The organism is Neobacillus sp. FSL H8-0543, from assembly GCF_038592905.1.
Classification (GTDB): domain Bacteria; phylum Bacillota; class Bacilli; order Bacillales; family Cytobacillaceae; genus Neobacillus.
Genome location: NZ_CP151943.1, coordinates 4,404,954 through 4,419,951 on the forward strand (window position 1 = coordinate 4,404,954; position 14,998 = coordinate 4,419,951).

12 protein-coding genes are annotated in these 14,998 nt (G+C 37.6%); 9 read left to right on the top strand and 3 right to left on the bottom strand.

The genetic code is table 11. The annotated features are described in order from the left end of the window. Window positions 1–59: 59 nt before the first annotated feature. The 6 genes from NSS81_RS22060 to NSS81_RS22085 all read left to right on the top strand — a co-directional run bounded on the left by NSS81_RS22060 (window position 60) and on the right by NSS81_RS22085 (window position 7,868). A complete protein-coding gene (locus NSS81_RS22060; RefSeq protein ID WP_342430764.1) occupies window positions 60–1,208 on the top strand; it encodes an exonuclease SbcCD subunit D in 1,149 nt (382 codons plus the stop codon). Then, entirely contained in the window at window positions 1,205–4,342 is a 3,138-nt protein-coding gene (locus NSS81_RS22065) for an SMC family ATPase (RefSeq protein WP_342430765.1), read from the top strand. The genes NSS81_RS22060 and NSS81_RS22065 overlap by 4 nt, the downstream gene beginning before the upstream one ends. A gap of 195 nt (window positions 4,343–4,537) precedes the next feature. Continuing rightward, entirely contained in the window at window positions 4,538–4,867 is a 330-nt protein-coding gene (locus NSS81_RS22070; protein WP_342430766.1) for a PadR family transcriptional regulator, read from the top strand. Beyond that, on the top strand, window positions 4,864–6,066 hold the full coding sequence (locus tag NSS81_RS22075) for a DUF2812 domain-containing protein (RefSeq protein ID WP_342430767.1): 1,203 nt from the start codon (window positions 4,864–4,866) through the stop codon (window positions 6,064–6,066). The genes NSS81_RS22070 and NSS81_RS22075 overlap by 4 nt, the downstream gene beginning before the upstream one ends. Window positions 6,067–6,110: 44 nt before the next feature. After that, the gene (locus NSS81_RS22080; protein ID WP_342430768.1) at window positions 6,111–6,740 is read left to right on the top strand and encodes a nucleoside deaminase; all 630 of its coding nucleotides are present in this window, start codon (window positions 6,111–6,113) and stop codon (window positions 6,738–6,740) included. Window positions 6,741–6,851: 111 nt separating this feature from the next. Beyond that, window positions 6,852–7,868, top strand: coding sequence for a DUF3231 family protein (locus NSS81_RS22085; RefSeq protein WP_342430769.1), 1,017 nt, complete (start codon window positions 6,852–6,854; stop codon window positions 7,866–7,868). A 79-nt stretch (window positions 7,869–7,947) separates the two neighbouring features. Here NSS81_RS22085 and NSS81_RS22090 read toward each other — a convergent pair whose 3' ends face one another. Further along, window positions 7,948–8,376 (bottom strand): hypothetical protein, encoded by a 429-nt coding sequence (locus NSS81_RS22090; protein WP_342430770.1) that lies wholly within the window; start codon window positions 8,374–8,376, stop codon window positions 7,948–7,950. Between the two features lie 161 nt (window positions 8,377–8,537). Between NSS81_RS22090 and coaW the strand changes: the two genes are divergently transcribed. Then, window positions 8,538–9,344: a type II pantothenate kinase gene (coaW, locus tag NSS81_RS22095; RefSeq protein WP_342430771.1), complete on the top strand. Its 807-nt coding sequence runs from the start codon at window positions 8,538–8,540 to the stop codon at window positions 9,342–9,344. A gap of 71 nt (window positions 9,345–9,415) precedes the next feature. After that, window positions 9,416–11,299, top strand: coding sequence for a selenocysteine-specific translation elongation factor (gene selB / locus NSS81_RS22100; protein WP_342430772.1), 1,884 nt, complete (start codon window positions 9,416–9,418; stop codon window positions 11,297–11,299). Window positions 11,300–11,496: 197 nt separating this feature from the next. On the opposite strand, the gene NSS81_RS22105 is transcribed toward selB, so the two are convergent. Both NSS81_RS22105 and NSS81_RS22110 read right to left on the bottom strand, forming a co-directional pair. Then, window positions 11,497–13,005: a TerD family protein gene (locus NSS81_RS22105; protein ID WP_342430773.1), complete on the bottom strand. Its 1,509-nt coding sequence runs from the start codon at window positions 13,003–13,005 to the stop codon at window positions 11,497–11,499. 248 nt (window positions 13,006–13,253) lie between these two features. Next, a complete protein-coding gene (locus NSS81_RS22110) occupies window positions 13,254–14,075 on the bottom strand; it encodes a GDSL-type esterase/lipase family protein (protein ID WP_342430774.1) in 822 nt (273 codons plus the stop codon). 210 nt (window positions 14,076–14,285) lie between these two features. Here NSS81_RS22110 and NSS81_RS22115 point away from each other — a divergent pair, with 210 nt between their 5' ends. Then, complete coding sequence (locus tag NSS81_RS22115) at window positions 14,286–14,996, top strand: sigma factor-like helix-turn-helix DNA-binding protein (protein ID WP_342430775.1); 711 nt, start codon at window positions 14,286–14,288, stop codon at window positions 14,994–14,996. The last annotated feature ends 2 nt before the right edge of the window (window positions 14,997–14,998 follow it).

Here is a 14,998-nt window from a genome sequence, read left to right on the forward strand (position 1 = left end):
ATTAAAGTTGGTATTTTGGTATAATAGTAACATTGAGTAAAAATGATGGGGTGAATTTAATGAAGTTTATCCATACTGCCGATTGGCATTTAGGTAAGTTAGTGCATGGTATGTATATGACAGAAAACCAACAAGAAGTACTTGAGCAATTTTGTGAAATCGTTGCGGAGGAAAAGCCCGATGCAGTTGTCATTGCCGGTGACCTTTATGATCGTTCCGTACCACCCACTGATGCAGTTGAACTGCTGGATAAAATTCTTTTTAAAATAAATGTTGAATTAGAAACACCAGTTGTGGCTATTGCTGGAAACCATGATAGCGCTGAACGCTTGTCATTCGGCACCTCGTGGTACAAGCATAGCCATCTTTATCTTTCAGGAAAGCTAACCACGACCAGCTTTAAGCCAGTTCAAATAAATGGGGTAAACTTTTACACCGTACCATTTGCTGAACCAGGTTTGGTTCGTCAGCTCCTTCAAGATGATTCCATCTATTCACACCAGGATGCCATGAAGGCTTTGATTGGCAGAATGGAAGAGACACTTAATCCAAACGAACCTAATGTACTTGTGGGGCATGCCTTTGTTCTCGGAGGTCAAACCTCAGATTCTGAACGGATCTTATCAGTTGGTGGATCTGGTTGTGTAGGGGCAGAACTATTCAGTCCGTTTTCCTATACGGCTCTTGGCCATTTGCATAGTCCTGATGCGATAAAGCATGAAAAAGTGAAATACTCCGGTTCACTCTTAAAATATTCTTTTTCCGAAGCAAAGCAAAATAAGTCGATTTCTATCATTGAAATGGATGAAAAAGGGATTTTTACGCATCGCTACCGTTCACTTTCGCCAACACATGATATGCGTGAATTAGAGGGACATCTTGAAGAATTACTTGATCCTCAATACTATGAAAAACAAAAACTAAATGATTATTTGAAAATTACCTTAATGGATGAAGGAGAAATCATTGATCCAATTAATAAATTGCGCCAGGTATATCCGAATGTTCTCCACCTAGAACGGAAAATTGACATAACGGACATGAAAAAAAAGCAATTCTTTAACGTAACCCAAGGGGAGAAAAAGTCTGAACTGGAGTTGTTTGAACAATTTTATGCTGACATGACTACATCAGAATTTACGGTTGATAAAAAAGATGTTATGGCAGATGTAATTGGAAAAGTGTTGCGAGAGGAGGCTGTCAAGTGAAACCATTAAAACTGACGATGCAGGCTTTTGGGCCATATGCAGAGGTTGAGACGATTGACTTCACGCACCTAGGTAATCGCACAATGTTTGTGATTTCCGGCAAAACTGGCTCAGGCAAAACGACCATTTTTGATGCAATCAGCTATGCAATATACGGTAAAGCAAGTGGAGAGGATAGAAATGGTCCAGACCTCCGCAGCCAATTTGCAAAAGATGACTTGAATACTGAAGTCTCGCTTGATTTTTCGCTTCGAAATAAGGTGTATTCCATTACCCGTTCTCCACAACAGCAAAAGAAGAAGGAAAAAGGCGAGGGTTATACCCAAGTTCCAGCAAAAGCTGCTTTGTATGTTTGGGATGAGAATGGTGAGAAGACTCTGCTTGCAGCTAAAATTAATGATGTGGAAGAAAAAGTTAAAGAAATTATGCTAATTGATAGCAATCAATTTCGGCAGATATTAATGATACCGCAGGGTGAATTCAGAAAGCTCCTAACGTCTGATAGTAAGGATAAAGAGGTCATTTTACAACGATTATTCCATACACAAATTTATAAGATGGTGGAAGAAAAGCTAAAGACGGAAGCATCTGAATTGAAAAAGTCTGTTGAAGATCAGGTTCAAGCACGGAATGAAGCCATTCGCCGAATTTACTCTGTGACGAATGAAGAACTAAAAGGATACTTGGAGGCTGATAGTGTCAATGACACCATTATCATGCCATTACTCCAAGCAGAAATAGCTGGCATGGCAGACATGTTAGAAAAACTAGGTTTTTCCTTAAAAGAGAAAGAGCAGGAGCAAGACCTGCTGAAAGGAAAACTACTTGAAGCGGAAGGAATTCTGAAACAGCTACAAACGAAAGAAACGTTAACACAGCAAAAGGCTGAACTAGAGCACCAAAAGGAATTATTTACTGATAAAGAAAAACAAGTTCAATTGGCACAGAAAGCTGCACTTCTTGCTGTTCAGGAGGAGCTTTGCCAGCGCTTAAAGCTAGAAGTCGATCGGGCTTGCGCTAATGCAAAGGAAATTAAAATTGAAATAGACCGATTAGATGCATTATTGATCAAACATCAACAACAGTTACAGGTGGAAGTGGATCGTGAAGCTGAGCGGAAAAAGACGCTTGATAACATCAATCGACTTGTCAATATGAAAGAAGATGTTTATTCGTTCGCAGTTTTAGAAAAAGAGGTAGCGGTTGTTGAGGCAACACTAAGAGATACCAAAGAGAAGCATCAAATATCTGAAAGTAACCTTTTATTAATAGATGAAAGAATAAAAAATATACAACAACAAAAATCAGAAATTGAACTAGGGCAACTAACCTACCTAGAAAATGAGCGAAGGGTTGAAAGACTTCAAGCAGAGCTTGCTCAATTGGAAAAGTATGAATTATTTTCTTCCCGTCATAAAAAGGCATCACAAGACCTTAAGTTAAATACGGGAAAATATGAAAATACAGTTTCTAGGTACATGGATGCTAAGGCACTAGTGGAAGATTTAGAGGGAAAATGGATGCATGGACAGGCGTCACTAATCGCAGCTAGACTGCAAACGGGTGATGCGTGTCCAGTATGTGGTTCAGAGCACCATCCAGCACCTGCGCTCATCAATGAAGAGAATATCCCAAATGAAGAGGATCTTAAATCAGCAAAGAAACAGGCAGCACATTTGGAAAAAGTGAAGTCGGAGGCTGAATCCATATATTATCAGAGTCAATCGACTGAAAAGACACAAAAGGATGCGCTAGAAGATATAGTTAAAGATATTTGCTCCCAACGATCGGATTTTTCCGAAATGGATTTGCCAGCAGCAAAGTCAGAGGTCTCATCTAAAATTGAAAGCCTCATAAAAACGCAAAAGGTTCTTAAGGAACAAACACAGCAGCTTGACCGAATAAAGAATGAAATAGTGAAAAAAGAGACAGATAAACTAAAATTAAAAGAATCCATTCAGAAATTTGCGGATATGGTGACGAAATTAACTGTTCAGTTTACCGAGAAGAACACGAATCTGACAAGGATGATGACCAATATACCTGAAGCTCTTCGATCGGAAGTAGCCTATGAAAAGACGTTAACGGCTTCTAAGAAAAAATATGATGTCTTGGTGAAACAATTTGAAGAGGCGGGGAAGCAAGTACAAATCGTAAAAGAAAAGTTGGCTGCAGAATCCGCTAGGTTAGTAGATTCCGAGAAGCATCTTTTAACTAAACAAGAGGAGTTAAATGTAGAACGGGAAATCTTTAAAAATCGCCTTTCTGAACAAGGCTTTGAAAATTATGGCGTTTATCATTCATCCAAAAAGACAGATTCAGAGATTCGAGCAATTGAAAGTGAAATTCGTAACTACCGTGAGGAGTTACGCTCTGTATCCGACCGTTTACAGGAATTGAATGAGTTATTAAAAGACGTGAAGAAGCCAGAGGTTGCTGAGATTAAAGCTGAGCTTGAGAATAAGGTTCGTGAAATTGAGGAGTTAAATCAGCGGCGTACCGATCTGTTTGTAAAAAAACGTGACAATGAAGAAACCTCTCAGCGTATTGAACGTTTAAACGAACAAATGAAGGTATTAGAAGAAAGGTATATGTTAATAGGCCATCTTTCTAAAATAGCCAAAGGAGATAATACCTATCGGATCACATTTGAACGTTATGTCCTTGCAGCTTTCTTGGATGATATTTTACGAGAAGCGAACATCAGGTTAAGAAAAATGACTTCAGGACGGTTCCAGCTTCTTAGAAAGACAGATCGTTCAAAGGGAAATGTACAAAGTGGACTGGAACTTCTCGTTTATGACCAATATACGAGCCAGGAGCGACATGTTAAGACATTATCTGGTGGCGAAAGCTTTAAGGCAGCACTTTCTCTTGCATTAGGGCTAGCTGATGTCGTCCAAAATTACGCAGGTGGGGTTTCACTAGAAACAATGTTTATTGATGAAGGCTTTGGTACGCTTGATCCTGAGTCACTAGAACAAGCGATTGAAGCATTAGTGGATATTCAAAGCAGCGGCCGATTAGTGGGCATTATCTCCCATGTACCAGAATTAAAAGAACGAATTGATATCAGACTGGAAGTCAGCGCAGGACAAACAGGCAGCAAGACTGAATTTATTTTTACAAATTAACGGACCTCAAAAAAAGCATCGGAATGTGATATTTCGATGCTTTTTGCTGTTCCTCATTATCGGTGCATACGGAACTAAAAGCGGATGCTTGAATATTGTGTCACGACGTGATATAGTCGTGTCATGACATATCTACTTGTGACATACTATTAAAATCCGTATTGATTATTTTAGCTTGAGGGGTGATTATTTATTTTGGATATTGAAAAGGTTATCAAAAAGTACATACCCATGACCGAAACGGCGTTTTATATTCTTATCTCCTTGACCAAACCTCGCCACGGTTATGGAATTGTGAAACATGTTGAGGAGATCACAAATTCACGAATTCAATTAGGGTCGGGTACGGTTTATGGAACACTAACAAAAATGCAAAAAGATGGGATCATTACTGTATTTGCCGATGAGGAAAGAAAGACAGTTTACGAGATTACTAATATTGGGAAAAAATTAATTATTAATGAGATAAGTAGGCTTAAGGAATTACACCAGAATGCGTTAACATATGAGGGGGATTTTTTATGAACAAAAAAGTATTTCGACCCTTTTGGAGCTACGATGTACAGAAAACAGAAGAATGGCTTACGTCTATGGCTGAAAGCGGCTATCTTCTAGAAAAAGTGAATCGAGTAACACGTTTCTTTTACTTTCAACAAGGCGAACCTAAAAAAATAACATATCGAATAGCATACGATAAACTTCAAGGTGATACACTTTCCAGAGGATTATTAGATGAGGGATGGTTGAAGGTTTCTCAGAGTGGAAAGTGGATTGTTACGAGAAATGAGCGACCGTTAGATCAAATTAAAAGGTCCCTGGTGCGTGAAGGAGTTATTAGGCATAATCGTATAAACATGTACATTTTTAGTGGAATTTTAATATATCTTACAATCATTGTTTTAATGAATCTTATGCTTATGATGGCTACTATATTTCAAGATGGATCAATAGAAGTTGTGGAAAGTCCTTTATGGATAGTAACTTACATATTTATGGGTATTGGTATAGCGGTTTGGGTTCTTTCAATCTATTCAATTATCATTATTGCTAAAACGAACAAAAAATTGCTCAATGAAAACTCTGATCATTATAAACCCCAAAGGATGGTTTCTGAGGAAATAAGACTTAATAAAGATGAAGAAAAGAAGTTGAAGCATTTAGGCAAATTGATTAGGAAGAGAAAGTTTGGCTGGATGTATGCTCCAGATAAACTGGAAACCTGGCTCGAAAAAATGGAAGCACAGGGTTACAATCTTTATCGTGTTAGCAAAACGGGAACAGTATTTTATTTTATTGTTGGTCGTCCACGGAAGGTGAGTTTTTGTGCAGATTATCAGAATATTGCAGATGAAAGCTACTTTAACATCCATAGCGATACCGGTTGGAAGAATGCATTTATTTCTTATGGCTCATTGCAAAAATGGTCGATTTGGAGCCGTGAATATTCAGAGGGTGAAAAAAGACCACAAATATACAGTGACAAAGCCCATCAGTTAAAACATGCTAAACGGATTGCAATAACTTATTCATGTATTTTCCTACCATTAGTTATTGTTTATCTATATAACATAGGGCTCAGTATTGGGATGATGAGTAATAATAGAATTGAAATTGATAATTTGCAAATTTCGACCATGGCTATTATGTTCGTAGCCATCCTATCTTTTGGTTCCAACTCAATCAGGACATGGCTATATTATAGACGACTTAAAAAAGGACAATAACTAGAAAAATTTACTCATTGAAGAATAGCAAGGAAGGTGAAAATATGAAGTGGTCAGATATCCCATACATATGGCAAGAATGTTTTAAGGAAGCGTGGGAGTCGTTTCAAGAAGGCTCGCGGCCAATTGGTGCCGTTATATTAAATGAACAGGGAGACATAGTAGCGAGAGGGAAAAGTGCAACGCTCAAGGAATTGTCAGATAGTGTAATTTCACATAATGAATTAGCACATGCAGAAATCAATGCCTTGTTAAAATTAGATAATCGGATTCACAAAAAGGTAACTTCATATGTTTTATATACCTCTCTGGAGCCTTGTCCATTATGTTTTGGCGCTTTTTATATGAGCGGCATTCGTAATTTAGAATATGCTGCAACGGATCGGTATGGCGGGAGTACTAACATACAGGATACTACTCCATATTTGAGTAGGAAACCTATAAAAGTAAATGGGCCGATTCCAATTCTTGAGGATTTATCAGTACTATTAAATGTCTATTTTGATAGCATGATAGACTTTAAAAAAGCCATCCCTGTTCATGAAGAAATGGCTAAAGATTATCCAGAAATAGTTGCTTTAGCAAAAGATTGGACTAGACAGGAGAAGTTAAAAGAATACCATCATCTTCAAATCCAGGATGTTTTTTCAATGATGATTGATTCAATTAATTAACACAAAAAACTATTATCAACAGCCCCAAAAGGCAGCTTTTTATTTTTTCCACATATAATACTTTTTATTGGAAAAAATGGTAATAGGGTAATAAGTGATGGAGGTCATTTTATGGAAAAGGTGAGCCAGATTAAGCTAACTTCGGCTGAATATGCCCAGCTTTGGGCGCAATACATGAATGATAGTGGCAGTATTTGTATGCTGTCATTTTTTTTAGAAAAGTCTGAGGATGCCGAAATAAAGCCTGTGATTGAATATGCATTACAACTGTCGCAAACACATATACAAAAATTAACCGTATTTTTTACAGTGGAGAAATATAAAATTCCATATGGGTTTAAGGTTGATGGGGATGTTGATTTAAGCGCACCTAAGCTATATTCAGACAGTTTTGTTTTGAATTTTATTCACCAGATGTCCAAAGTTGGTCTTACAAATTATTCTGCTAGTGTAGCAGCATCGGTAAGAGCAGATATCACAGATTATTATATAGAATGTCTTACTGAAACGATGCAATTATTTAAGATGTCTAAGGATTTAATGTTGTCGAAAGGTCTATTTACAAGTCCTCCTTCCATACCAAGCAAGGAGGAAATTGAATTTGTAGAAACACAAGGATTTATGTTAGATGTTTTTGGGGAAAAAAGACCATTGATAGTAGCAGAAATAGGCAATCTATACGCTAATATCGAACGGAATACTTTAGGAGCAGCTACCTTGGCAGGATTTAGTCAAGTAGCACAGGATAAGAAAGTGAAACAATTCTGTGTAAAAGGAATCGAAATTGCCAAAAAGCATGTTAAATTATTCGCAGCAAAATTAGAGGAGAGTAATCTCCCTGTGCCGATGTCTTTGGCGGCAGAGGTGACAGAAAGTACAGATTATACCTTTTCAGATAAAATAATGATGTTCTTTACATCGGGCTTGATTTCTTTAAGTGTGGGGTACTATGGAACAGCAGTAGCCCAAAGTCCAAGAATGGACTTGGGAGTAATGTATAATAGACTATCTTTAGAAGTTCAATTATATTCTGAGGATGGGTCAAATATCATGATTAAAAATAAATGGTTAGAAGAACCACCAATGGCCCCTGATCGGAAGAATCTAACAAATAAAAATAATAGCTAGCTTTAATATCGGAGTACTTAAAAGAAACACGGTAGCAATTGCTATCGTGTTTCTTTTTTAGGGAACTAACTGAATGCAGTTATTTAATTTTGTCCACTTTATTTAAGTAAGTAGTTAAGTCTTTAAGGTTATTCGCTTGATAAATTAATTCGCTTTTGTCAAAAAGCAGATAGGCAGGCTCGTTCTCAATGTTAAGATCAGGATAAGCTTGTTGAGCCATTTCGAGTGTAGGCAAACTTAAAATATCATTTACATTTTCGCCAATCTTTTTATTCTTTTCAATTGGATTTTCCTCATTCTGCTCCCCGATAACTAGAAGGGAGAAGGTTTTGTCACTCTCAGATAATAAATTTGGATAAGGAAAAGCTTTGACTGCTTTACTTACTTCTTTCGTTTGTTGTTTTTGTTCAGTGGCTTCTTTTTCTATGTTTTTTCCTTCTTGTTCACTGTTCTGGCACCCGCCTAATAGGGCAAGTCCTAAAATAAACGGCAAAATCATTTTTTTCATTTGGAATCTTCCTTTGTTGTTAAGTTTCTTTTCTTCAACATAGCATAAGAATTGTCCCGGTGAACACCTATTATGTGGAGGATTAGTGAAAGGAAGCAGGAAATTAACGTTAAAAAGTCTAATACATAAGAAAATGGATTGCCTTTGAGGAGTGAGAGAAAATGCAACAGATAAAAGTTGGAATCGATGCAGGTGGTTCGTTAGTCAAAATTGCTTATCAAGATAATAAGCGCATGCAATATAAAAAATACCAATTAACTGAGTTAGACCAAGCCATGACATGGTTAAAAATGATATCCCCTGGGTTAAAAGTCGCTTTAACTGGCGGAAGAGCGGAGTTCATTCAAAAAAAGCATTTTTCAGATGCGCTTATTATCCCAGAGTTTCAAGCAACCTGTGTAGGAGCACTAACTTTTTTAGCAGAAGAAGGCAAAAAGATAAATGAACCTTTTTTACTCATAAATATCGGAACAGGTACATCATGGCATTTAGTAAATAGAGATAAGTATGAGCGGATTCTCGGAAGTGGAATCGGCGGAGGGGCCTTTACAGGTCTCGGGTCCTTATTAACTTCGGTAGACGAATATCATAAGCTTACACAACTTGCCGTAGAAGGGGAGAAAGGGAATATTGATTTGCTGGTAAAGGATATTTATGAATTAGCCGAGGCGCCAATCAATGGCAATTTGACCGCAGCTAACTTTGCTAAAGGGAAAAAAGTACAGCATTCCGATGCTGACCGAATGGCAGCACTAGCTAATATGGTGGCAGAAACGCTTGCGTTATTGACGATGCAAGCTGCTAGAATACATCAAGTGAAAAATGCGGTTTTTGTTGGAAGTGCGCTCGTCGGTAATCCTGCTCTAAGAAATAGACTTGAATTTTATTTTAATATGGTTGGCTTATCTCATCGCTTTTTATTGAATGGGGAATACTGCGGTGCGATGGGTGCTTACTCGTTTATATAAAAAGTTCGCTTGAACAATAGGTATAATAGAGATAAAGTAGTAGAGAATGCACTGAAAAGTAGGTGGTAAACATGGATAAAAGATATTTTACAATAGGTATGGCGGGACATATTGACCATGGGAAAACTTCATTAACAAAAGCGTTAACCAATGTCGATACGGACCGTTTAAAAGAAGAAAAAGAGCGACAAATTTCAATTGAGCTCGGATTTGCTCCATTATATGAAGACCAAGAAATACAAATATCTGTCATTGATGTACCGGGACATGAGCGTTTTATTAGGCAAATGATTGCAGGTGTTGCAGGGATTGACTTGGTGGTACTTGTGGTTGCTGCTGATGAAGGTGTGATGCCTCAAACCAGGGAGCATCTTGATATTCTGAAGTTTTTAGGTGTCAAAAATGGAATTATTGCGATTACAAAAATTGATCGTGTCGATGAAGACTTTACCGAACTTGTGAAAGATGAAATTTTAGAAGAGCTAACGGGGACAGTATTTGAAGATTCACCTTTTGTTCTAGTTGACAGCCTTTCAAAAAAGGGGATAGAAGAAATAAAAGAATTAATTATTCAGACCCTAAGAGAGCGAGAAATGCGTGATGCTAAGGGAGCATTTCGTTTGCCAATTGATCAGGTGTTTACAGTGAAAGGGCAGGGAACTGTTGTTCGTGGAACTGTTTATGAAGGTTCCGTTGAGGAAGGACAATTACTAACTATTATGCCACAAGGCTTAGAAGTAAAAGCCCGCCAAATCCAGGTGCATCATAAATCTGCACAAAAGGCCTATGCAGGACAAAGGACGGCTATTAATCTTTCAAGTGTATCGAAAGAAGATCTTGAACGAGGGGATGTTCTCGTTTCATCTGAGCATTTTAATGTCACGAAAACATTGGATGTTGCGATTCATGTAGTCGATGACCTCGATCATCTTGTTAAGCAAAGGATGCCAGTCAAACTACATATTGGAACAGCGGAAGTGATGGGACGGATTGTATTCTTTGACCGTAATGAGCTTAAGGAAGAAAACGGAGAAATCCTATGTCAGCTTCGCCTAGAGGAAGAAATTCTGACGAAACGCGGAGACCGTTTTATTCTTCGCCGACCAAGCCCGCAAGAAACCATCGGTGGCGGTTGGGTGATTGACCCCCGTGGGAACAAATATCGTTTTGGTAATCAAACGATTGATGAACTGGAGAAGAAACGAGTTGGTTCACCAAAGGAACGAATTACCGCTGCACTATATGAAGCAAAAAGCTTACCGCTTAACGAGTTAATTAAACGGACGGCTTTGGATGAACTCACACTAAACGAATTTTTAGAAGATAGTGAGTTTGTTTTATATAATGGAAAAGAATTTACCCTCCAAATGTTGATAAACTCGATAGAGGAAGACATCTATGATCGACTCCATGAGTTCCATCAAGGGTATTCAATGAAAACTGGGGTCAATAAGGCTGTGCTTTTTCAAAATATGGAAAAAAGGTTCCCTAAACCACTTCTTGATTTTGTTGTCGAAAATGGGATTTCAAATGGAGTTTTTAATCGGAAAGAACAATTTGTTTCACTTGCCAGCTTTGTCCCGCATGTACCGAAAAGCTGGCAAAAGCGAACAGAAAATATGCTGGAGGATTTGAGGAAGGATGGGCGAAAGGTTCGTTATTATAAGGAGTATTTTGCTGCATCCGGGATTCCTGATAGTTTAGAGGCTGATTTAAGGCGCTTCCTTGAAGATCAGGGGCTAGTCGTCCATTTGGATGAACAGTTTGCCTATCATGGTGAGATATTTAATGAGGCTGTTTCTAAGCTTCGCTTGGGGACAGGGGAAGAGTTTGAGGTGGGTGATGCCAAAGACATTCTTGATCTTTCACGTAAATATATGATTCCATTTTTAGAAAGATTGGATTCAAAAGGATTGACTAAACGAGTTGAAAATAAACGAGTCTGGAAGAAATGAGTCAGAAGTATTGTCTGGATATTGAGAAGACCAAGTCGTATTGGTCTTCTTTTGATTGTTTTGAATAATAAATTAAACGTAGAGGTTTTATGGTGACCGCTTTATCAATTTCCAATCGAAAACGGTCACTATGAACAAATCACTAAGTAAAAACCCGCTATTTACTCTAGCGGGTTTTTGCAACTTAGACGATTTTCTTAAGAAAGGAATTCTCCAGGGTTTAAGCCAAGCTCGCGGCAAATGTCACTGACCATTTGCATTTCATTTTGATCGAAATTTCCATCCGCATAACCGATGGCGATACAATAACGCGCAACTAATCGTGCGATCTCAGGCTTTGATCTAATTTTACCAAGCGCGCGGAATGCTTCGGCTCGACCGACCATTCGGTCGATCTCAATCCTGGATACGAAATGGTTGAATCTTTGGATAACTTTATTACTGTCAAATACCCGTAACTCTTCACTGGAATTGACAAACTCTAGCATTTTTTGACGTTCAGAAGCATCTAAGTAGCCATCAGCCATCGATACTAAAGCACAAGCGGCAACGACCGCATCTAAAACATCTTGGCTCTTGTATCGAGTAAATAGTTCTTGCGCTTTTCGTTTCTGTTGGTTTGCCCATTCGGTATAATCAGTTTGATTAGGTGACCATGAGTTTCCACAGCTGTTACACGTAAGCTTTAATTGGTTTTTTCCGATAAAACCACCAAGTAGCCCGACAGGACCAAGGATTAATCCACCAATTGCTGCTTTCCCTAAGCCAAATCCCTTTTGTCCTGTCCTAACATTCGACGAGTTGCAGCGTGGACAGTACATTTCGTCTCCTCCGTATGTACTATTCCTGTTTGAAGATGACGGGAATGTTTGTGTTGGATATCCATATGCCGGTTGTGAACGGGATGATTCAGGCTGCAGATGGATAGGCTGAGAAGGTTGGCTATTTTGGTACGGATTTTGGTTTTGCTGGTACGGATTTTGGTTTTGCTGATATGGACTTTGGTTTTGCTGATATGGATTATTGTTAAACTGATTAGGGTTCACATGGTTCTGTTGAAATGTATTCTGTGGTGCTTGATATTGTTGGTTGGACTGCTGAAACGGCGGTGGTGTTGGTGCCGCCGGTGCGTCATCAACGGTTACTCCGAAATTTCGGCACAGTGCAGCAAGTCCACCCTGAAAACCGCTAGCAATCGCATTGAACTTCCATTCACCGTTGTGGCGATAAAGCTCAGCAGCAACAATCGCCGTTTCTACGGTGAAATCTCTTCCAAGGTTAAACCTCATTAATTCCTCATTTGTTTGTTGATTAAAAATTCTCACATAAGAATTAGAAATTTGTCCGAAATTTTGCCCTTTCATTTGAGCATCATGAATAGTAATGGTGAAAGCAATCCTATGAATATGAGCAGGAACTCTATTTAATTCAATCTTGATTTGTTCATCATCCTGAGCACCTGAACCATCTCTGTTATCACCACTATAATTTATTGAGCCATTTCCGCCAGAAGGATTATTATAAAAAATAAAATCCTGATCACTTTGAACTTTACCCGTTTGTCCTAATAAAAAGGTTGAGGCATCTAAATCAAAATTGGAACCTTGATTACTAATATCCCATCCAAGTCCAACTACAACATTTTGCAGGCCAGGATAAGCCTTTGTTAAATCAACTTTTTGCCCCTTACTAAGTGTAACACCCAAAATATCCACCCCTAATTTTTCTTATCGATAAGTCTATTATAAGTCTAATTATGTAAAAGATAAAAATACAAGCGGTAAAAATTAAAATTCAACATTACACACTAGTTACTGTACGTAGTACTTTGGGAAAAGTTTCAAAATTTTATATAAAAATTTGGAACAACGTAATCCTAATAAGGAATTGTATGGCTCTAAATTAGTTGGAATATCTATAGTAAATAAAAACGAAGGAGAAAAATCTCATTCGTTTAAACATCTTCTTTTCGATATTGATGTGTTAATTGAAAAATTAACTGCTCTGAAATCGCCATATAACCTTCAGAATTGGGATGAACGCCGTCTTGCGATAGGTTGTTTAGGTTTTCACCGTTAATTACTTTTGTTGTTTCAACAACAAGAGTGGATGAATAATTGTTGGCAATCTCATAGACAAGTAAATTCCATTTTGGCAATAATTTATCAGCTAATGGGTAAACTTGATCTGTTAAAGAAAATGGATTATATAATTCTAAAAAGACAATGGTGGCGTTAGCATTTAACATTTTTATTCTCGATGCAATTGCATCAAGATTTGTTGAATAGTTAGCTTTCAATTGCTCAATAGATTTAAGTATGCTTTGAAAATTCCCGTCGCTGGCAACCTGGAGAATGTCGTTACCACCAACATTCATGGTTACAATATCCGACTTCTTAATTTCCTCGTCAAACTTGCCTTCTTGAACCAGCTTATTTAAATAACCACTGGTCATTCCGTTTATGCCTTCATTTTGAATTTGTATCTCTTTATTAATTTGTTTTCCTAATTCAGTAGAAAATTGATAGACAAAGTCCTCGTTTTGTTTGGCACCGAAGCCCCTAATAATCGAATCCCCTAGAGCAAGATGATATAATTTTGTTGCTTTAGTGTGTCGGAAATAATCTATATAAGAAACATTAGCAACTCCATTTGAACTTGTTTCAACTATACTTTTTTTCATTTTATTTATTTGGTATTGTGGATAATAAAACCACGCGGATATTCCAAGGCTAATTATTAAGGTAAGAACAAATAGATATTTTATTGTTTTCATACTTCACTCCTATCTCATAATTATATCAATGAGTAAAGGAGAAATATTTAGGTGATAGTTTCCAGATAACGAGAGAATAAACCCAAGTTATTAATTAGTCGAAATTTTCCAAGATAAAAACATACAATAAATAAAAAATTAATTACCCCCGTATCTTTTTACCCTATTTAATACGTTTAGAGGGTAGAGAGTGCCAAAGGAGTGAATGCAATGCCAACCGAGTTTAACTCGAGTAGCTTTGAATATTGTAAGCAGAAAAAAGTGAAGGATGATCCTTTTTGGATTGAATATTTTCCAAAGCTTCAAAGATATTGTCACTTTCTTACTCAGAACAAGTGGGATGGGGACGATATTGCCCAAGAGGCGTTTCTTAAAGCCACAAGTTATTACCATCGAAATAAACTCAATGCTGCTTTAATAAATAAAATCGCTTATAACCATTGGATGGATACTCTTCGCAAAAGGAGAAATGAAACATTAGAAGGAGATCCTCAATTTAAAGCTGATAATCAACTAGATATGATTCCTGAAACGATCGATGTTTTGCTAAGGCAATTTACTCCAAAACAGGCCGTCATTTTTTTCCTAAAAGAAGGATTTCAGTATCAGACAAAAGAAATAGCAGATATGCTTAGGACAACAGAAATGGCTGTAAAGTCCAATCTGCATCGAGCAAAAAAGCGTCTTGAAAAAGAAAAACATAATGACCAGCTCACATCTGTAGAAATATTCTGGGATGAAGAGGAACGAGTACAGCTTGAAGAACTTTTTTATGAATCATTTAAGAAGCAGGACCCATCCATTCTGATTCAATCCATACCTTCAATTAAAAGTGTGGCTGATGTTCCTCAGTTGATTGGTGGGAATATCCAACCACTTCAATTTTACACTCCTACAGGCACTCTCTGTATGGCTGCATAGCC